Source organism: Collinsella sp. HCP3S3_D1 (assembly GCF_052064015.1).
GTDB lineage: Bacteria > Actinomycetota > Coriobacteriia > Coriobacteriales > Coriobacteriaceae > Collinsella.
This window is the reverse complement of the sequence record NZ_JBQHWK010000010.1, coordinates 58,646-76,365: the sequence shown is the minus strand read 5'-3', so window position 1 is coordinate 76,365 and position 17,720 is coordinate 58,646. Positions and strand designations below refer to the sequence as shown.

Below are 17,720 nucleotides of genomic sequence, written 5' to 3'. Positions count from 1 at the left end.
GCACGAGCGCGAGCGGCGAACTAGGCAACGCATCGAGCCTATTCCTCAAAAACGAAAATTTTTCAGTTTTGAGGAATAGGCTCGAAGCACGCTAAGCCTCGCCGCACAGCCACCTCGCCAGGTCCACGATCTGCACTCCGTCGCGATCCGTGGCCTCGTGATGCGTGCGGGCGAGAATCATCTTGGGATACGCATCGCCAATGCTCAGCAGTGGCGAAATCTCGCGTTCAAATGTCTTATCCGAGCTGATGTCGTCGCTCACCTGAATGTAGAGCTTCTCGCTTCGCTTGATTGCTACAAAGTCTATTTCCTTTTTATAGAGCACGCCGACGTATACCTCGTATCCGCGGCGCAGCAGCTCGATTGCCACTATGTTCTCGTATACGCGCCCCCAATCCATATCACGTGTACCGAGCAGCGCGTATTTGAACGCGTGGTCCGCCAGGTAATACTTCTCGCCGCTCTTAAGGTATTTCTTGCCGCGAATGTCGTATCGGCGAACTTTATAGAAGGCAAACGCATCGCACAGGTACCCCATGTACGCACCGACCGTCTTGTTCGTAATCTTTAGTCCATCCGCATTTAATGCATCGGTAATGTTGCGTGCCGACGTAATGTTGGAAACGTTGTCCATCATGTAATCGGCAATGCGCAGCAGCGCCGATTCGTTTCTCACGTTATGCCGCTGCACGATATCTCTCACAATGAGCGTCTTAAAGACGTTGGAGAGATATTGATAGCGCTGCTCCTGCAGTGGATAAGGGTAGGAGCCAGACATACCGCCGGTTCTCGCGTACTCATCGAAGTCACGGTCGACCTCGCCCTCGTCGCCATAGAGACGATACTCCTCAAACGAGAATGGGAAAACCTCGATCTCGAACGTGCGCCCCGTAAAGAGCGTCGACAGATCGCTCGACAGCAAAAAGGCATTCGATCCGGTAATGAAGATGTCATAATGCTCGGATGCGTGAAGGCTGTTGATCGCACGCTCAAAACCTTCGCACATCTGAACCTCATCGATAAGCAGAAAATTTTGTTTGCCGGGCACCCGATGATCTTTTACATAAGCGAGCAACGCGTGATACTCGAGCAGGTTCTCGAACTCATCGAGGTTGTAGTTGATATGGATGACATTCGAATTAGGCAGATTTGCCTCCACGTAATCGCGGAGGGCCTCGAGCAATTTTGATTTACCGCTGCGGCGGATGCCCGTGATGACCTTGATATCCGGCACGCCAATAAGACTCGTCAACGTGTCCATATATGACGCTCTATTGATGAGTTTCATCGGGGCCTCCTCGCGGTCTTTTATCTCTATTCCTCAAAAACGAAAAATTTTCAGTTTTGAGGAATAGGCTCTATAGCGAATATACCTCGCGAAAGGCCGAGCTGCCTTAATCCTATTCCTCAAAAACGAAAAATTTTCAGTTTTGAGGAATAGGGCCGCGATGCCACCCTGTAGTCGCGCAAAGACCCTCCCCGGCAGAGGCAGTTCACTCTGCCGGGGAGGGTCTTGTTGTCATCATTATCTTTGAGCGCGGACATCTCGCGTTACAGCCCGCGAATCCGTACGGCCTCGGGCGGAAACTCCTGCTCGCCGGCATCGGTCTTGATGGTCGCGCGACCCCAGATGTCCAGGCCCGCAAACACACCAACCGCAAGCGGCAAGCCGTTGGGCGACACCGCCGCAACCTGGCGGCCCAGCAGCGGCACCATGTCGAAGTACTCGCCCAGCACGGGAGCCAGCGGGCCGGCGGCGCCCTGCGGCGTGTTGGCGACAACCGCCCAGGCGTCCACGCGGGCCAGCACGGCGGTAGTCAGCGCTTCGACCAGCGCTTCGTCAGCCACGTCCACACCGAGCTCGCCCAGCGCCGCGCGCTCAATATCCACCGTCACGGCACCGAACATACCCGCAGCACCGGCGCCACCGTTGACGGCGACGCGTGCAAACGACGTCTCAAACGCGGGCGCGCCGCACACAATATCGCTCGGCCACTGAATGCCCACCTTACCGGCAAGACCCAGCCCCGGCGTCGATGCCGTTCCCGCGAGCGCGTCCATCATGCCCATCGCCGCCACAAACGGCAGGCCATGGAAGGCGTGCATATTCACATCCGGGCGCACGACCAGCGAAAACGTCAACGACGCCTCGCCCACGCTCCAAGCGCACCAGCCCGCGGACACGCCTTCGCGGCCCGCGTCACGTGCCGCGTCGAGCTCGGTACCGGCGGCAACAGCATTCATCTCGATCATCTACATACGCCCCAATTCGCCCACGATATGGCCCACGCGATCCTCGGGCTCCTTGACCTCGACGCCGTTGTAGCGGAAGAACCGCGCCGGGTCGTGCATCAGGTCCTCGAGCGGCACCAGCACAAAGTCGCGTTCGCCAATGAGCGGATGCGGCAGGCGCAGCTTTTTGCCGCCATGGGTCTCGCCATCCATCCACAGCAGGTCCAGGTCGATGGTGCGCGGGCCGTTGACCTTGGCCTTCTTGGATCGGTCGCGCCCCAGCTCGGCCTCGATCTTCATAAGCTCGTCGAGCAGCACCAGCGGCGCCAGCTCGGTCTTGATCTCGATGACAGCGTTGGCAAACGCGTCCTGGCGTGTCTCGTAGGCCGGCTCGCTCTCGTAGATGCGCGAGCAGTTGGACACACAGGTGAGCGGAATCTCGGCGATCATGTCGCGCGCGGCGCGGATGTTGTCGCAGCGATGCCCCAGGTTGGAGCCCGCGGCCACAAACGCGCGACGCGGCTGCGGCTTGGCAACAGCCCAGTAGCCGTTCAGGAACTGCGCAAAGCCGGTGACATCGTGCACGCGCACGATGTTGGCACCGGCCTGGATAGCGCCCAGGCACACGCCAAATGTGGCGGCATCGCGCTCGGCGGCCTCGGTCACGCCCGAGACGGCGCCCACAAAGCGCTTGCGCGACACGGCGCACATGAGCGGATAGCCCAGCGATGCCATCTTGGCGGTCTCGCGCTGGATGACGATGTCTTCGTTGGCCGTCTTGCCAAAACCCGAACCCGGATCGATGCAGATACGGTCGCGTGACACGCCGGCGTGGATGAGCGCGCGGGCCTGATCGGACAGAAAGCCCATGACGCGGCGCATGATGGGCGCCGAATCGGGCAGGGTAAAGCGGCGGAGCTGCGAGGTGGGCACATAAGCCTCCTCGCGGCGGGCGCTGCGGCGCATCATGGCGGCCAAGTGATCGCTGGGCTCCGGCGCGGGCTCAGGGGTCGCGGCGGCCTCGGCGGCAGGGGTAGCCTGCTCGGCGGCCGGCGTCTCCTGCTTCTGCTCGCCCGTTGGCTCGGGCGCTGGCTCCGGATCGCCAAACGGCAGCGAGGGCTGCACCACGCCACCCGGCAGTTTGGCCTCCGTCTTGGGCTCGCCCAGCAGCTTGCCACGACGACGGCGGGCGGGCTTCTCGGCCTCGCGCGCGGCCTCGGCAGCCGCCTCGCGCGCCTTCTCGGCAACAAACGCCGCGGCAGAGGTATCGAGCTGCACCGTTGCATGCGTGCGAGCGGGCGCGGCGACCTCGCCGGCGTGCATCACGATGACGCCGCAGGTGCTCGTCGCGACAAACTCGACCATCTTGGGGTCGGTGAAGCCCGTCACGTCGTTGACGATCGAGGCGCCGCAGCGCACGGCCGCCTTGGCAACCGCCACGTGACGTGTGTCGATCGAGACGATGGCGCCCTCTTTGGCCAACGCACGCACAACGGGCAGCACGCGGCGAGCCTCCTCGTCAGGGTTGACCGGGGTAAAACCGGGGCGCGTGGACTCGCCGCCCACGTCGATGATGTCGGCGCCGGCATCGAGCATCGCCAGGCCGTACTCGATGGCGGCATCCGGGTCGAAATGCTCCCCGCCGTCGCTAAACGAATCGGGCGTCACGTTGAGGACGCCCATGATGCGCGGACGGTCAAAGCTGAGCTCGTACTTTCCGCACCGCCATGTCTTGCTATCGTTCGCCATGAACATCCTCCTAAAATGCCCGCGCCGCCACGCTCGGGCGCAGGCGGCGGGGTCGCTTTGCAATTAGTCTTTCTATTGTATCCGCGCACGCGGGCTAGAACGCAAACGCGGCAGCGATGTCGCAAGAAATCAGCAGGTCGGCATTTGCATCCTGATCGGTGGGAGCAAGATTGCATATGGCCAGCGTATCGCCGGTAAAGTATCGCGTAAGACCCGCCGCCGGATACACCACGAGCGAGGTCCCGCCCACAATGAGGGCATCGGCCGCGGCAATGGCGGCAACGGCGTCGGTCAGCACATGCTCGTCGAGCGGCTCCTCGTAGAGCACCACATCGGGCTTAATGCGCCCGCCGCACGCGGGGCACACGGGCACACCCGCGGCGTCCTCGTGCCCGCGGGCGCAAATCCACTCGGCGCTATAGACCGCGCCGCACGACTGGCAAATGTTGCGATGGACCGATCCGTGCAGCTCGAACACGCGCTGCGAGCCCGCCATCTGATGCAGACCGTCGATGTTTTGCGTCACCACGGCATTAAGTTTGCCGGCACGCTCCAGCTCGGACAGCTTGGTGTGGCAGCGGTTGGGCTTGGCGCCAAGTGAGATCATCTTGGTGCGGTAGAAGTCGAAGAACTCGGCCGGATGCGCCTCGTAAAAGCTATGCGAGAGCATGGTCTCGGGAGGGTAGGCAAACTGTTGGTGATATAGGCCGTCCACGCTGCGGAAATCGGGAATGCCACTCGCCGTGGAAACGCCGGCGCCGCCAAAGAAGACCACACGCTTGTGGGTACCAAACAGCTCCGCCAGTGCGGCGGAGGCCCGCTTGGGATCCGATATCGCCTGCGTCATATGAGTCCTCCGTCCTTGTTGGTCGGGCAGCGTCGGGCGACATCCCAGCATGCGGCCTTTGAGTCAGCACGCGCGGAGCCCACCACCGCCCCTTTTGCGCTAATCTTAAGCCTGCAAACCCCGTCGAAAGGACACCATGCCTCAGACTTACACTTTCGCCTCGTGGAACGTCAACGGTCTGCGCGCCGTGCTCAAAAAGGACCCGAGCTTTATCCAGATCGCACAGGAGCTCAATGTCGATATCCTGGCGCTGCAAGAGACCAAGCTGCAGGAGGGCCAGGCCGATATCGACCTGCCCGGTTATCACCAAACCTGGAGCTACGCCGAGCGTAAAGGCTATTCGGGCACTGCGGTCTTTAGCCGCCAGGAACCGCTGCGCGTGCTGCGCGCCGATGCGCTGCTGCCTTACGCCGGCGAGGGCGCGGCAGCCGAGCTCGTGGCGCAGGCCGCGACCGAGGGCCGCGTCTGCGCGCTCGAGTTCGACAAGTTTTGGTTTGTGGACGTCTATACGCCCAACGCCCAAAATGAGCTCGCGCGCATCGATGTGCGCATGGCCTGGGACGATGCCTATCGCGGCTTTTTGGCGGGACTCGAGCGCGAGACCGGCAAGCCCGTGGTGACCTGCGGCGACTTTAACGTCGCGCACGAGGAGATCGACCTTAAGAACCCCAAGTCCAACCGCGGCAACGCAGGCTTTTCGGACGAGGAGCGCGGTAAGTTTACCGAGCTACTCGACGCCGGGTTTACCGATACCTGGCGCGCGGCAAATCCCGACGTCGAGGGCGTCTACAGCTGGTGGAGCTACCGATTTAATGCCCGCAAGAACAACGCGGGCTGGCGCATCGATTACTTCCTGGTGAGCGACGCCATCGCCGGCAACGTGCGCGACACCGGCATCCGCGGCGACATCTTTGGCAGCGACCACTGCCCCGTCACCCTCACCCTAGAGCTCTAGCCCCAGCCGACCCCTCGGGGACGAAGCAAAACGGATCATGTTCACCTCGCGAGGGAATCCACGCGGCACACCCGCCACGAAACTGCCCCATCTACTACGTTTAAGCCACTACCCTCAACCACGGCGAACAACGCAAAAAGAAAACCGCAGGTAGAAAGCCTGCGGTTTTTCATAAAACGCGGTCATGGTCGAGGGTATCAAGCTAAACGTAGTAGATGGGCTAGTTTCGTGGCAAGCGCCGTCAACTGATTCCCTGGGGACGTCTGGGGGCGGAAGAAAACGGATCGATTTGGCTCTCTAAGGGCCACGACGCCCATCATGTCAGCCGGCCATTCCAAAACTATGCCGGTTTACGGGGCTGAATCGCAAATCCCCAACCAAACGCAATTCAAGCAAAATAAAACCGCAGGTAGACGGATCGTCTATTTTCGGAAAAAGCCGGCATGGTCTGCCTGTGCCAATCTAGCCCCGTAAACCGGCATAGTTTTAAAATGGCACTTCGACAGTATTGATTCTCGCCCCGGCGCAGCCGCCACTACAGCCCGTATTTCACGACGACACGGTTAATGCGACGACACCAAGGTTTGTAGAGAGCGGCCAAGAACACGCAGGTCGCAAGGCCGTGTGTGATATCGAACGGTACCGCCGTGGCAAGACGCGCCACGGCGCCCGCCCACGTGAGCGGTTGCACAAAACCGATGATGTCGTAGGCGTTAATCACGGCGCCATAGAGCAGGCCCGACGCAAAGCCGTACGCCATCAGCGCCGGCATGCGCACGGTTCCATCGGCACGGTCGAACGCCCCCGCATGCGCCAGCGCGCCGCCAACATAGCCGACCAGACCCCAGGCATACATCTGCCACGGTGTCCACATGCCCTGCCCAAAAAAGAAATTGCTGGTCAGCGCCGCCAGCGCGCCAACCATAAAACCATTGCGGCGACCAAGCGTCGCCCCCGCGATAATGGCGATGGCGCTCACCGGTTTAAAGTCGGGAATGGGCCCAAACAAGATGCGCCCCGCCGCGGCCAACGCCGCCAGAACCAGCGAGGGCATAATCTGGCGCAAACCCGGACGAGATGCCTCGTAACCCGCAAAGAACAGCGCGAGCACCAGCGCCACCACGACAAGCATGGCAAGCGCTGCCTGCTCAATGCCCGCCAACAATGCTGCGGCCATTACAGCCGGCACCGCCAGCAGCAGCGGGATTTCCAGTTTTGCGAGTATGCGCAGGACGCGATAATCCGCCATCCCATCACGCCCTATAAAACACATTGTCGGCAAAAAAGTCGGCGGGCGGCTCCATGCAGGCAATCTCGCCGTCGAACATCATGGCAATGTCATCGGCAACCTGCTCGGCAAAATCCAGATCGTGCGTTGCCATGATGACGGTACCGCCAGCCTCCGCATGGTCGCGCAGGGCGCGGGCGATGATGCGACGGCTGGCCAGGTCCAGACCCTTGGTGGGCTCATCGAGCAATAGCAGCTCGGGGCCGATCAACAGCAGCTTTGCCAACGCAAGCAGCTGGCGCTGCCCGCCCGAAAGATCGTACGGATGGCGCCCATCCAAGCCGGACAATCCCAGACTCGTCGCGCGCTCTCGCGCCATAGCCTCGTCATATCCGCAGGTCGAAGCCCATTCCATCAGCTCCTCGCGCACCGTCTCGGCAACCAGCAGCGCCTTGGGATTCTGAGGCAGCAGTGCCGCCGAGGCCGCCCCGCGCTCCATATGCCCACGCTGCAACTTGACCGTCTTGGCCAGCACCGAAAGCATTGTCGACTTACCGCAGCCGTTACCGCCCACAACAGCATGCACCGCGCCTGCCGAAAACGACGCATCGAGCCCGCGCAGCACCCAGCCGGACGCTCGATCGTAGCGAAACCAGCCCCCTGCCAGGGTGGTAGCCGACCCAGCGTGCATTTTAGGGAGTATTCGGCATCCACCGGCGCACGACGGCGCCCCCGAGTCGTCTTGCGACAGGATTTGCGCCTCAAATTCAGCCGATTTGTCCGATTTCGGTCTTTTTTTTTCGCCCGGAGCGCCCACGCGCGGGTCCAAATAGCCCGGCCGGCCACTGGCGCTGCTGAAAACTCCGTTTTTTGCACGCCGCGAGCCACCCCACCCTGGCACCTCGCCAGAAAACAGCTCTTCGCGATGCCCCAAGGAGGCGATGTCAGCGACCTCGCTTACGCGCCCGCCCTCAATCCGATACGCGCACGTCGCGTATTCGAGCATCGGGCGCGGCTGGTGCGTTGCCACAACAACCGTGCAGCCCAGCTCGCGATTCACGCGAAACAGCGCATGCAGAAAATTTTTCTCGGCAACGGGATCCAGTTGGGACGTGGGCTCGTCGAGCAGCAGCACGCGAGGGCGCAACGCCAGCACGGCTGCCAGCGACAGCAGCTGCTTGCGTCCGCCCGAAAGCGTATCGGTATCGCGGTGGAGCCAATCCTCCACCCCAAAGAAATAACTGGTCTCGGCCACGCGACGACGCATCTCGTCGCGCGACATGCCTAAGTTTTCCAGGCCAAACGCCATCTCGTGCCACACGGTTTCGCACACAATCTGGTTCTCGGGGTCCTGAAACACATAGCCCACGCGCTCCGCGGACGCGCGAACGTCCATGTCGGCAACGCTTTCGCCCAGCATGCGCAGCTCGCCGGAGCATTCGCCCGCCGGCGAAATCTCGGGCTTGAGCAACGAGAGTAATGTCGACTTGCCCGACCCGGTACCACCGACAAGCAACGCAAACGTCCCTTGGGGAACACGCCAATCGAGCCCCTCGAACACCGGCACTTCGGCCCCGGGGTAGGCAAAGCGCAGGCCCCGCACTTCAATCGCCGGCATATCCGAGCCGCACACCGCGTCCGCCATGATGCTCCCGTCCAACCGAGCCATCAGCCAAACCTCTTCTCGTCAATCGCATGCACCACGCAGGGCAGCGCCATCCAGGTCGCGTATACAACATAGCCAGGCCACGGCGCTGGCACCGAAAGCTGCGGGTAAAACGAATACTGCATCGTCGCGGTCCACGCCACTGCCGCCGTGGCCACGCCAAACAGCGCAAGCCCAACCAACGCGGCAACGTCGCCGCGCGCCAGCCGATACCGCGCGTACGTCGTGCGACGCGCCGCGGCGCCCCACCCACGGGAGCGCATGGCGTCCGCACGCTCCAGCGAATCTTCCATGCCCCAGCCCATCAACACGCTCGATGCCCGTAGGCGCGAACGCACGGGGTCGGCCGGCGCGCGGCCCGGCACATCAATCGCATCCTGCACCGCCAGCACCGTGCGACCGCGACGCAAAAACTGCGGGATAAGCCGCATACACATCGAGATCATGAGCGCGATCACCGGCGCGGTGTTACCCAAAAGCGCAAGCACCCTGTCGTAGCTAAGCATGGACGCCGCGGCCTCAAACCACAGCACGCTCGCCACAAACAGCCCGCCCATGCACAGGCCGTATACCATGCTCTCCAGATACACCGCACGCATGCCAATACGGAACAGTTCCGTCGAGCCCGAAGCGCTAAATAACGGGTTGAGCACCGCGATAATCAAAATCACCGGCAGCTGCCAGCGAAGCGCCCCCAACGTGCGTGCGACGCCGCGCGTCGCAAACCCATACGCCAGCCCGCCCGCAAGCGACAGCGCAAGCAGCACCGGTTGCATCGAGAACATGGTGAGCCCCAGCGTCAGCACCATGTAGAGCGCCGGCACCGCCGGATGCGACATCGAGAATGCCGCGACGGGTTCGTTGCCCGATTCCTCTCGCATGATATCCACGGACACCCCCATCCCCTCGCTCAAACGCCAACGCCGCAGTGCCGCTGCCATGCACAACCAGCGCAAACGTCACGCCGGCGGAACCGACATCGGCCGCCATGCGCCAATCGTTACGCGCTCATCATATGCCTGCGGTATCATATTGCGCCGTGTATCGTTTCCAAACGCACGTCTCTATAACGTAACAGGAGATCACATGGACGCAACCGCAATTATCCTCGCCGCCGGCGAGGGCACCCGCATGAAGTCGAACCACTGCAAGGTTTCGCACAAGATCCTGGGCAAGCCCATGGTCCAGTGGATCGTCGACGCCACCATCAAGGCCGGCTGCAGCCGCGTCGTGGTCGTCATCGGCAGCCACGCCGACGAGATGCGCGCGCTTATCGACGGCGCCTACGCCAACAGCGCCACCAAGGTCGAGTGCGTCGAACAGACCGAGCGCCTGGGCACCGGCCACGCCGTAAAGGTCGCGCTCGAGGCATGCGGCATCATGCAAGGCCCCGTCGTCGTGCTCAACGGCGACCTGCCGCTCATCACCGCCGACACCGTCGCCAAGTTCGCGCAGACCGTCGCCGGCGGCGAGCTCGCCTGCACCGTCATGACCATGACCCCGCCCGATCCCTTTGGCTACGGCCGCATCAAGCTGGGCGCCGACGGCCAGATCGAGCGTATCATCGAGCAGAAGGACTGCACGCCCGAGCAGGCCGCCACGCTGCTCGAGTGCAACGCCGGCTGCTACGCCTTCGACGGCGCGCAGCTCGCCGCCCACATCAGCGAGATCGGCAACGACAACGCGCAGTCCGAGTACTACCTGCCCGACATGCTCGAGATTCTCAAGGGCCACGGCCAGGCAGTCTCCATCTTCCACTGCGACGACTACCGCGACGGCCTGGGCGTCAACAGCCGGATCCAGCTCGCGCAACTCACCGCTATCGCGCGCGACCGCATCAACGAGCACTGGATGGCCGAAGGCGTTACCTTCATCGACCCCACGCAGGCCTGGATCGGCCCTGACGCCGTCATCGGCCGCGACACCATCGTGTGGCCGCAGACGCACCTGATCGGCCACGTCACCGTGGGCGAGGAGTGCCAGCTCGGCCCCAACAGCCGCCTCACCGACACCACCGTTGGCAGCGGCTGCACCATCGATGAGACTATCGCCATCGAGGCTGTCATCGAGAACGGCGTCGACTGCGGCCCGCGCGCCTACCTGCGCCCGGGCACCCACATGCTCGATGGCTCCAAGGCCGGCACACACGTGGAGATCAAGAAGTCCACGATCGGCGAGGGCTCCAAGGTGCCGCACCTGTCCTACATCGGCGACACCACCATGGGTTCCGGCGTCAACGTGGGCGCGGGCTCCATCACCTGCAACTACGACGGCGTGCACAAGCACAAGACCGTCATCGGCAAGGATGCCTTCATCGGTTCCGACACCATGATGGTCGCGCCTGCCCAGATCGGCGACGGCGCACTCGTGGCCGCCGGCTCCGTCATCACCGAGCCGGTCCCGGCTGACGCACTCGGCCTGGGCCGCGCCCGTCAGGTAAATATTGAGGGCTGGGCCGCCGATTATCGCCGCCGTCTGCACGAGGACGACGAGGTATAACGTTTTACCAAGCATCTAAGGAGCTGTTCCCATGGGAATGGCTCCTTTTTCTATGCTGACCTGCGCGACCGGATGAGTGGTCGGTTCGTGTCCGTTGACGGTAAAGACGTTATCAAGACCCGATAAACCCCGCCGCGCGGTTACAATGCAACAAGGCATCTATATGGCATTCGATATATAAAGGAGAAGGGTAATGCCGATTAATGATCCCGAGAAGTCGGAGAATATGCGCAAGTCCATCCGCGTGTATTCCGGTTCCTCCAACCGTCCCCTCGCTCAGAAGATCGCTGAGTACCTTGGGGTCGAGCTTTCGGGCCTTACGCTAAAGCAGTTCGCCAACGGTGAGATTTACGCCCGCTACGACGAGACCGTCCGCGGCGCCGACGTCTTCCTGATTCAGTCCGTGGCCGGCGGCAACGTCAACGATATGCTCATGGAGCTGCTCATCGCCACCGACGCTGCCAAGCGCGCATCCGCCCGCTCCATCACCGCCGTCATCACCCACTACGGCTATGCCCGCCAGGACCGCAAGGCCGGCCCGCGCGAGCCCATCACCGCCCGCCTCGTCGCCAACCTGCTCGAGCGCGCTGGCGTCAACCGCATCATCACCCTCGACCTGCATCAGGGCCAGATTCAGGGTTTCTTCGATATCCCGGTTAACCACCTGTCTGCACTGCCGCTGTTTGGCCAGTACTACAACGACATGCACTTCGACACCGACAACCTGGTTGTCGTCTCCCCCGACGTGGGTCGCGCCAAAGCTGCCAAGAAGCTCTCCGACATGCTCGGCTGCAGCCTCGCCATCGCCCACAAGGGCCGTCCGCGCCACAACGCCGCCGAGGTCATGGGCATCATCGGTGACATCAAGGGCAAGACCTGCATCATCAATGACGACATGATCGACACCGCTGGCACCCTGTGCGCCAACGTCAAGGAGCTCAAGGCCATGGGTGCCGGCGACATCTACGTGTGCGCCACCCACGGCATCTTCTCGGGCCCGGCCATCGAGCGTCTGAACGACGCCCCCATCGTCGAGTGCCTCGTCACCGACGCCATTCCCGTCGAGGTCGGCGGCAAGATCAAGACCATCTCGGTCGCCGAGGAGTTCGCTCAGGCCATCTCCGCCGTTTACCACGAGGAGCCCGTCTCCACGCTCGTCGGCGGCGACTTCGCGCTGTAATCCAGCGCGCAGCGCATCATCTTTGGTGTTTTTAAAGGGTCGGAGGCTCGCTTCCGACCCTTTTTTCTGCCCCTCGATAACCCGCCTTGGACAGTTAGTTCAGATTTGTATTAATTTGGGCATTCGTTTGGGCCATTTAATGTATCGAAAGCTCTCTTGCCGGCATAATTCCGCTCGATTCCTCCTCCCATGGATCTCTTCACCATGCCATTGGCCCCATTTTGCCCACCGAGTCCCTCAACAGCGGCAATACACCCCGGTCGCCTTGTACAAATCTGAACTAACTGTCCAGCACCCATCTCAGTAGATACCTCCAGGGCCAACCCATCACTCCATTCTCCACTTTTCCAAGGCATTCCGTATGATGTCGTTACCGCCCGCGGCGCGCGACGCCCCTTTGAGCGAAAAGAACGGCACGGCCATATCATTTCGCCAACGGCTTAGTACCTTATAGCTATGACAACCGTAATTTCACACCTCTCCGCCCTCCGCGCAATTCGCCGCGCTCGACGGGCGTACTCCGCCCTTCCCTGGGACGCCATCGATGACGAGCAACAGACACAAGCCCTCGTAGGTTGCGTTCCCAACAAGGACGCCATAGACTTTGCGGCCCTTGCAATACTTGACGCCTGGAGCGAAGACGACTCCGAGCGTCTAGACCTCTTTGTTGCGAGCGGCAGCAACAGACGACCCGACGGACGGCTCCTCCAGCACACCATCACCGCCCCTCTCCCCCCAGGGCGCGATCATGCACATCGAAGCCGACATCTACGCAACGTCTCCCGCCATGACGGCCATGCTTTGTTCCAAAAATGAATCGATTGCCAAAACCTTGATGCTTCTCATGGAACTGCTCGGAACCTACTCACTTCCGCCCGAAGCAACTTACCCCATCGCCTACGACGACACGTGGCCCGAGGCCAACAGCTTCGAAACGATGGACGATCTCGATTGCCAGGGCGATCAACCGACACCCGAAAAGCAAGCCGAAACCCGCTACGAACAGGCGCACTACAAATGCGAGCCCGCCACAACCATCGAAGAGCTCGAGGCAGTCGCACGGTTTGCCAAAAGTAGTTCCTACGCCTCGTTTCGCACAGCTATCAAACTCGCCCGGGCCGGATCCGCATCCCCAGCGGAATCATTGATGTTCGCTGTCCTGGGCGCACCCATGCGCTTTGGCGGATTCGGGTGTTGCAGCCTGCCCATGGGAGGCCTGCTGCTCAACTATCGAATCGATTTCGACACCCTTGCGGTCAACATGTCCTCGGGCATCCCCTACGCCATCTGCGACTTATATTGCCCAGCAGCCGGAGTCGACAACGAATACAACGGAATTGGACATGAGCTTCAAAACGCTCGCATCCACGATGGCAATCGCAACAATGGCCTTAAGGCCATGGGTATCCACGTCCTGGTTATCAATCGTGACCAAATGAAGGACCTTGTTGCACTCGAAGCCTTCGCCCAGACGATGCATCGACTTGCGGGAGTTCGATTCCGCTACCGCATCAAGGGTTATCGCAAGCGTCAGGCCACCTGGCTCAACACCCTGCGGGCCGGAATCGGCCTCGCGCCGGTCTAAAAGACTTTTACCCAGTGTTACCGAGCATGGCTGGACAGTTAGTTCAGATTTGTATAAACAGACGGCTCATGTCGAGGTGGTTTGCCGCCATCCCGGCGCCAATCACCTCATTTGAAGACTCAAAAGATCTGAAATAGCACAAATTGTGCTCCCCAAAGCGCCGTGACAGTTCCGTGGCCCCGATTTTGGCAGTCAAAGATCTCTTGGTTTATACAAATCTGAACTAACTGTCCATCCCGGCTTCTGACGACTGTCCAAACGCCCTCATGCAGCCTCAATCACCCTCCATTTGACAGCAGCAACGGGGTCGCTCACCATAGCAGGCGACAAATCGATGAAAGGAAGCACATGGCAGCTGCACAGCCGCTTAAGATTCGCATGGTTGCCGGACTCGGCAACCCTGGCGATGAGTATGCCGAGACCCGCCACAACGCAGGCTTTAAGGCGATCGACGAGCTGGCGCGTCAGGCCGGCGTCACGTACTGGAAAAACCAGGCCGGCGCCGAGGTCGCGCTCATCAACATCAACGATCCAGAGGAAGAGGGCGGCAAGCGCCAGATTGTGCTGGTCAAGCCGCAGTCGTACATGAACACCTCGGGCGGCCCCATCTCCAAGCTTTGCCGCGAGTACAAAATCAAGGCCGAGGAGCTGCTCGTAATCCACGATGAGCTCGACATTCCCGCCGGCGACGTGCGCGTCAAGGTGGGCGGCGGCCACGCCGGCCACAACGGCCTGCGTTCCATCATCGACAAGATGGGCAGCCGCGACTTTAGCCGCATCCGCACCGGCATCGGCAACCCTCCCGGCAAGATGCCTGTCGCCGACTACGTGCTCAAGCAGCTGCGCGCCCGCGAGGCCGAGGACTTCCAGGACACCTGCGCTCGCGCCGCCGACGCCGCCGGCCTGGCGATTGTGCACGGCGTAATCTATGCCCGCGACCACGTCAACGGCTCCGCCTCTGCCAACGGCAAGCACTAAAACCTACCAAAAAGGGATGTTTATTTTGGCAGGTTTTATATGCGAAAACGCCGCAGCGACCGCATCGCAATAAACCCTATGCCGCCATACATACCCAACACCTCAAAAGGGGCCGGCCTCACCGATATGCAAGGCCGGCCCCTTTTGTCGTTTTATCTGATAAAACCCGCCAAAATAAACCTGTCTCTTTGTGCTGGATTACTTTTCCCGCCTGCCAAAGATACACGTAAGCAACATGTCCATGAGGGTATAATTTACACTGTATGTCTGCACAACGCCTGTGCGCGTACGGTTTTATTCGGGCTGCCGTCCATTTCCGTGGAGGCACGGTTCGGTTGCCCTAACAAGAGAGGGGTTCTATGTATAAGATCCTGGAGAAGACGCAGTTCTCGGAGAAGGTGTTCAAGTTCCGCATCGAGGCGCCTGCAATCGCCAAGCATGCGCACGCTGGACAGTTCCTCATGGTTCGCGCCAACGAGACGGGCGAGCGTGTCCCGTTTACCCTGGCCGGCTGGAACGGTGACGAGGGCTGGGTCGAGTTCATCTTCATGGTGATCGGCAAGACCACCGAGATGCTTTCCACCTACGAGGCCGGCGAGTCGCTGCGCGACGTCGTGGGCCCGCTGGGCGTTCCCACCGAGATGGCCGAGGGCCCCTGCGCCGTCATTGGCGGCGGCGTCGGCCTGGCAATTGCCTTCCCGGTCGCCAAGCACCTGGTCGAGACCGGCCACGAGGTGCACGCCATCATGGGCGCTCGCACCAAGGACCTCCTGCTCATGGAGGACCAGTTCCGCGAGCTCCTCGACGAGGACCACATCCACATCACCACCGACGACGGTTCCTACGGCGAGCAGGGCGTTGTCACCGCTCCGCTGGAGCGCCTGCTGCAGGACAAGGCCGTGAGCCAGGTCTTCTGCGTCGGCCCCGTTCCGATGATGAAGTTCTCGACCCTCACCGCCCAGAAGTACGACACCCCCATCACCGCGTCGCTCAACCCCATCATGGTTGACGGCACCGGTATGTGCGGCTGCTGCCGCGTCGAGGTGGGTGGCGTGACCAAGTTTGCTTGCGTCGACGGCCCCGACTTCGATGCCACCCTGGTCGACTGGGATGACCTTCGTGCCCGCCAGGCCGCTTACCGTTCCGAAGAGGGCGAGTCCCTCAAGGCCTATGAGGAAAAGAGCTGCGCATGCCACTAGTTAACGGTCGTTTCGTTGCCGATATGAAGTCGCCCCGCACCCCCGATAACGAGGAGCCGGCCGCCGAGCGCGCCTGCGACTTCCGCCCCGTCGACAAGGGCTTCACCGAGGAGATGGCGCTGGCCGAGGCCGAGCGCTGCCTCAACTGCAAGAAGCCGTTCTGTGTTGAGGGCTGCCCCGTCAACATCAACATCCCCCGCTTTATCGAGCAGATCCGCGAGAAGGACTTTGGCGGCGCCCTCGATACCATCCGCGAGGACTCCATGCTTCCCGCCATCTGCGGTCGCGTCTGCCCGCAGGAGAACCAGTGCGAGGGCAAGTGCATCCGTGGTAAGAAGTCCGAGCCCGTGGCCATCGGCCAGCTCGAGCGCTTCCTGGGTGACCGCCCCGAGCTCGCCTCCACGCCCAAGATGGCTCCCAAGAACGGCAAGAAGGTCGCCGTCGTCGGCTCCGGCCCGTCCGGCATCACCTGCGCCGGTGAGCTCGCCCGCAACGGCTTTGACGTTACCGTCTTTGAGGCCTTCTTCACCGGCGGCGGCGTGCTGGTCTACGGCATCCCCGAGTTCCGTCTGCCCAAGGCGGTCGTCAAGCGCGAGATTGACGGCCTTGAGAACATGGGCGTCAAGTTTGAGTACAACTCCGTCGTGGGCAACATGGCCACGGCCGATGAGCTGTTCGAGCAGGGCTTCGACGCCATCTACGTGGCGACCGGCGCTGGCCTGCCCAAGTTCCTCAACGTCCCCGGCGAGAACCTGCCCAACGTCTTCTTCGCTAACGAGTACCTCACCCGCGTGAACCTGATGAAGGCCAACAAGTTCCCCGAGTACGACACCCCCACCAAGCATGGCAAGAACGTCGTCGTCTTTGGCGGCGGCAACGTGGCTATGGACGCCGTCCGTACCGCCAAGCGCCTGGGCGCCGAGCACGCCATCATCGCCTACCGTCGTACCGAGGACGAGATGCCCTGCCGCCGCGCCGAGCTGCACCATGCCAAGGCCGAGGGCGTCGAGGTTCTGCCGCTCGTCTCCCCGCTCGAGTTTGTCGCTGGCGAGGACGGCTCCGTGTGCGCCGTCAAGGTCCAGAAGATGGAGCTCGGCGAGCCTGACGAGTCCGGCCGTCGTCGCCCGGTGCCTATCGAGGGCGCCATCGAGGAGATTCCCTGCGACGTCGCGATCTCGGCTATCGGCACCAACGCCAACCCCTTCGCTGCCAAGATCGGCGGCAAGATGGAGCTCAACAAGTGGGGCTACATCGTTGCCGATGAGGAGACCGGCCAGACCACCGATCCCCGCATCTGGGCCGGCGGCGACATCGTCACCGGTGCCGCTACGGTCATTCTGGCGATGGGCGCCGGCAAGAAGGCCGCCGCTTCGATCACCAAGAGCCTGCTGGGTGAGTAGTCACCTACAGCGCTAACCACCAAACGGCAAAGTCCCCGTCGGGCATACGCCCGGCGGGGACTTTTTCTATGCCGGCTGCCCGATCACCATAAAGGGAACGGGCACCTTTGCGGTGGTTGAGGACCTGGCCGGCGAACCGATTCCGACTTTCATCTCAATCTGTAACACTTAGAGACCAAATCCCTCGCTACGTGTTACAGAT

Annotated in this window: 14 protein-coding genes; 7 read left to right on the top strand and 7 right to left on the bottom strand. The window is 61.7% G+C overall.

What is annotated here, in order from left to right:
• Window positions 1–91: 91 nt before the first annotated feature.
• The 4 genes from ACTNDJ_RS05080 to ACTNDJ_RS05065 form a co-directional block, all read right to left on the bottom strand.
• On the bottom strand, window positions 92–1,288 hold the full coding sequence (locus tag ACTNDJ_RS05080) for an ATP-binding protein (RefSeq protein WP_441063222.1): 1,197 nt from the start codon (window positions 1,286–1,288) through the stop codon (window positions 92–94).
• 263 nt (window positions 1,289–1,551) lie between these two features.
• A complete protein-coding gene (locus tag ACTNDJ_RS05075; RefSeq protein ID WP_427747602.1) occupies window positions 1,552–2,253 on the bottom strand; it encodes a hypothetical protein in 702 nt (233 codons plus the stop codon).
• The gene (folP, locus tag ACTNDJ_RS05070; RefSeq protein ID WP_441063223.1) at window positions 2,254–3,981 is read right to left on the bottom strand and encodes a dihydropteroate synthase; all 1,728 of its coding nucleotides are present in this window, start codon (window positions 3,979–3,981) and stop codon (window positions 2,254–2,256) included.
• A gap of 94 nt (window positions 3,982–4,075) precedes the next feature.
• Entirely contained in the window at window positions 4,076–4,828 is a 753-nt protein-coding gene (locus tag ACTNDJ_RS05065) for an NAD-dependent protein deacylase (protein ID WP_441063225.1), read from the bottom strand.
• Window positions 4,829–4,964: 136 nt separating this feature from the next.
• Here ACTNDJ_RS05065 and ACTNDJ_RS05060 point away from each other — a divergent pair, with 136 nt between their 5' ends.
• Window positions 4,965–5,783 carry an exodeoxyribonuclease III gene (locus ACTNDJ_RS05060; protein WP_154516667.1) on the top strand — a complete coding sequence of 273 codons (819 nt, stop codon included), beginning with the start codon at window positions 4,965–4,967 and terminating at the stop codon, window positions 5,781–5,783.
• Between the two features lie 535 nt (window positions 5,784–6,318).
• Here ACTNDJ_RS05060 and ACTNDJ_RS05055 read toward each other — a convergent pair.
• From ACTNDJ_RS05055 to ACTNDJ_RS05045, 3 genes are read right to left on the bottom strand one after another with little or no spacing between them, the layout of a single operon-like run.
• Window positions 6,319–7,032 carry a DUF6580 family putative transport protein gene (locus ACTNDJ_RS05055; protein ID WP_441063227.1) on the bottom strand — a complete coding sequence of 238 codons (714 nt, stop codon included), beginning with the start codon at window positions 7,030–7,032 and terminating at the stop codon, window positions 6,319–6,321.
• A 4-nt stretch (window positions 7,033–7,036) separates the two neighbouring features.
• Entirely contained in the window at window positions 7,037–8,680 is a 1,644-nt protein-coding gene (locus ACTNDJ_RS05050) for an ABC transporter ATP-binding protein (protein WP_441083422.1), read from the bottom strand.
• On the bottom strand, window positions 8,680–9,558 hold the full coding sequence (locus ACTNDJ_RS05045) for an energy-coupling factor transporter transmembrane component T family protein (protein WP_427718158.1): 879 nt from the start codon (window positions 9,556–9,558) through the stop codon (window positions 8,680–8,682). Before ACTNDJ_RS05045 ends, ACTNDJ_RS05050 begins: the two co-directional genes overlap by 1 nt.
• Window positions 9,559–9,763: 205 nt before the next feature.
• Between ACTNDJ_RS05045 and glmU the strand changes: the two genes are divergently transcribed.
• The 6 genes from glmU to gltA all read left to right on the top strand — a co-directional run bounded on the left by glmU (window position 9,764) and on the right by gltA (window position 17,518).
• Window positions 9,764–11,176 carry a bifunctional UDP-N-acetylglucosamine diphosphorylase/glucosamine-1-phosphate N-acetyltransferase GlmU gene (gene glmU, locus ACTNDJ_RS05040; protein WP_441063230.1) on the top strand — a complete coding sequence of 471 codons (1,413 nt, stop codon included), beginning with the start codon at window positions 9,764–9,766 and terminating at the stop codon, window positions 11,174–11,176.
• A gap of 193 nt (window positions 11,177–11,369) precedes the next feature.
• Complete coding sequence (locus tag ACTNDJ_RS05035; RefSeq protein WP_441063231.1) at window positions 11,370–12,356, top strand: ribose-phosphate diphosphokinase; 987 nt, start codon at window positions 11,370–11,372, stop codon at window positions 12,354–12,356.
• A gap of 748 nt (window positions 12,357–13,104) precedes the next feature.
• Window positions 13,105–13,941, top strand: coding sequence for a hypothetical protein (locus ACTNDJ_RS05030; protein ID WP_441063232.1), 837 nt, complete (start codon window positions 13,105–13,107; stop codon window positions 13,939–13,941).
• Between the two features lie 348 nt (window positions 13,942–14,289).
• Complete coding sequence (gene pth, locus ACTNDJ_RS05025; RefSeq protein WP_441063233.1) at window positions 14,290–14,919, top strand: aminoacyl-tRNA hydrolase; 630 nt, start codon at window positions 14,290–14,292, stop codon at window positions 14,917–14,919.
• Window positions 14,920–15,278: 359 nt separating this feature from the next.
• Window positions 15,279–16,118: a sulfide/dihydroorotate dehydrogenase-like FAD/NAD-binding protein gene (locus ACTNDJ_RS05020; protein WP_006235793.1), complete on the top strand. Its 840-nt coding sequence runs from the start codon at window positions 15,279–15,281 to the stop codon at window positions 16,116–16,118.
• Window positions 16,109–17,518, top strand: coding sequence for an NADPH-dependent glutamate synthase (gene gltA, locus ACTNDJ_RS05015; RefSeq protein WP_154516684.1), 1,410 nt, complete (start codon window positions 16,109–16,111; stop codon window positions 17,516–17,518). The genes ACTNDJ_RS05020 and gltA overlap by 10 nt, the downstream gene beginning before the upstream one ends.
• The last annotated feature ends 202 nt before the right edge of the window (window positions 17,519–17,720 follow it).

What these genes read in the sequence shown, in the direction of transcription:
- ACTNDJ_RS05080 (WP_441063222.1), bottom strand. Translation starts at nt 1,288, where the DNA reads ATGAAACTCATCAATAGAGCGTCATATATGGACACGTTGACGAGTCTT.
- ACTNDJ_RS05075 (WP_427747602.1), bottom strand. Translation starts at nt 2,253, where the DNA reads ATGATCGAGATGAATGCTGTTGCCGCCGGTACCGAGCTCGACGCGGCA.
- folP (WP_441063223.1), bottom strand. Translation starts at nt 3,981, where the DNA reads ATGGCGAACGATAGCAAGACATGGCGGTGCGGAAAGTACGAGCTCAGC.
- ACTNDJ_RS05065 (WP_441063225.1), bottom strand. Translation starts at nt 4,828, where the DNA reads ATGACGCAGGCGATATCGGATCCCAAGCGGGCCTCCGCCGCACTGGCG.
- ACTNDJ_RS05060 (WP_154516667.1), top strand. Translation starts at nt 4,965, where the DNA reads ATGCCTCAGACTTACACTTTCGCCTCGTGGAACGTCAACGGTCTGCGC.
- ACTNDJ_RS05055 (WP_441063227.1), bottom strand. Translation starts at nt 7,032, where the DNA reads ATGGCGGATTATCGCGTCCTGCGCATACTCGCAAAACTGGAAATCCCG.
- ACTNDJ_RS05050 (WP_441083422.1), bottom strand. Translation starts at nt 8,680, where the DNA reads ATGGCTCGGTTGGACGGGAGCATCATGGCGGACGCGGTGTGCGGCTCG.
- ACTNDJ_RS05045 (WP_427718158.1), bottom strand. Translation starts at nt 9,558, where the DNA reads ATGCGAGAGGAATCGGGCAACGAACCCGTCGCGGCATTCTCGATGTCG.
- glmU (WP_441063230.1), top strand. Translation starts at nt 9,764, where the DNA reads ATGGACGCAACCGCAATTATCCTCGCCGCCGGCGAGGGCACCCGCATG.
- ACTNDJ_RS05035 (WP_441063231.1), top strand. Translation starts at nt 11,370, where the DNA reads ATGCCGATTAATGATCCCGAGAAGTCGGAGAATATGCGCAAGTCCATC.
- ACTNDJ_RS05030 (WP_441063232.1), top strand. Translation starts at nt 13,105, where the DNA reads ATGCACATCGAAGCCGACATCTACGCAACGTCTCCCGCCATGACGGCC.
- pth (WP_441063233.1), top strand. Translation starts at nt 14,290, where the DNA reads ATGGCAGCTGCACAGCCGCTTAAGATTCGCATGGTTGCCGGACTCGGC.
- ACTNDJ_RS05020 (WP_006235793.1), top strand. Translation starts at nt 15,279, where the DNA reads ATGTATAAGATCCTGGAGAAGACGCAGTTCTCGGAGAAGGTGTTCAAG.
- gltA (WP_154516684.1), top strand. Translation starts at nt 16,109, where the DNA reads ATGCCACTAGTTAACGGTCGTTTCGTTGCCGATATGAAGTCGCCCCGC.